Here is a 1178-nt window from a genome sequence, read left to right as displayed (position 1 = left end):
GTCGCCGAGGTGCGCCTCGTCGACCGCGTCGAGCGCGGCGACCATGTCGCGGCGCTGACGGGCGCACAACACCGGCGCGGGCTTGTGCGTGACGTTCGGCCGGCGGGCGACGATAGCGTGGAGTTCGTCGCCGCGGGCCGCGGCGTCTTCGAGGTAGTGGACGTGGCCGGGGTGGAGCAGGTCGAAGGTCCCCTGCGCGACGACCCGGGTCATCGGAACCACGAGAGGAAGCCGCCGTCGTCGCGGTCAGCGAGCTCGCGGTCGATGTCCTCCTGCGTGAAATCGAAGAAGTGCTCGTCGGGCACCTCCACGTCGAGCACGTCGAGGGTGGTCTGTCGGCCCTCGTTGTCGAACGCCTTCCAGTCGCCCCATCCGTAGGGAGCGCCGACGATAATGTGGACCTCTCCCTGTCCGAACGTGGCGAGGTCGGCGTCGCTCGGGCGCAGCGCGCCGTTCGGGTGCGAGTGGACCGAGCCGACGGCGCGCATGTCGTTCGGCTTCATGTGGCTGCGGACGCTGGCGCTCGTCGGACTCGACTCCGTCCCGGGGATGACGAGGACGTCGGTTATCACCTGCCCGTCCCGGTCGAGGTCAAGCTTCCGGGCGTCGTCCGCGCGGAGGAACCCCATGTACTCGTTGGGGTGCGTCTCCTCGCTCGCCTCGAGGACGAAATCTAGGGTCTCTCGGGCGATCCCGAGGAGCTCGTCCGAGCGGAACAGTCGCATGGGCGAGATAAGTCGCCGTCGCCTCATAGGGGTTCCGGACCGCGGGACTCGGAGGCGGCGTATCCCTCCGAGCGGCGAGAGAACAGGCTTAACACCGGCCGTTCCCGAAAGACCTCCATGAGCGAAAACACCGCCGGAGGTTCCGGCACGCGAGGCGATTCGAGCCTCGAACCCGACGCCGACGCGGCGGAGGGGGCGGCCGACGACCGGCCGACCGTCTACGATCTGGCCCCGGACTGTACTCTCGAAGACGCCGCAGTCGACGCGCTGTACCACGCCGAGGTCAACGGCGTCGTCGACTACGGCGTCTTCGTCGACCTCTCCGACGCCGTGAGCGGGCTCGTCCACGAGTCGAACCTCGATGGCAACTACGCGGTCGGCGACCGACTGGTCGTCCGGCTCACCGAAGTGAAGGAGAACGGCGACGTGGCGTTCGACGACGTCGACCCCGAC

The 1178-nt window shown here is 68.7% G+C and carries 3 protein-coding genes; 1 reads left to right on the top strand and 2 read right to left on the bottom strand.

All coding sequences use genetic code 11. The features are described 5' to 3' along the window. Together BN903_RS12950 and BN903_RS12945 are read right to left on the bottom strand one after the other, a co-directional pair. Positions 1–213 (bottom strand): adenylyltransferase/cytidyltransferase family protein (locus tag BN903_RS12950; protein ID WP_048078130.1); only part of this gene is annotated, 213 nt, incomplete at its 3' end. Beyond that, positions 210–725 carry a Mov34/MPN/PAD-1 family protein gene (locus BN903_RS12945; RefSeq protein ID WP_048078129.1) on the bottom strand — a complete coding sequence of 172 codons (516 nt, stop codon included), beginning with the start codon at positions 723–725 and terminating at the stop codon, positions 210–212. The genes BN903_RS12945 and BN903_RS12950, both read right to left, overlap by 4 nt. Before the next feature lie 117 nt (positions 726–842). On the opposite strand from BN903_RS12945, the gene BN903_RS12940 reads away from it, so the two are divergent. Continuing rightward, positions 843–1178, top strand: a 336-nt coding sequence (locus BN903_RS12940; protein WP_048078128.1) for a S1 RNA-binding domain-containing protein, incomplete at its 3' end; no start/stop codon positions are given.

This window comes from Halorubrum sp. AJ67 (genome assembly GCF_000513435.1).
Note: the sequence above shows the minus strand (reverse complement) of the source record. Positions and strands in the feature narration are given on the sequence as shown.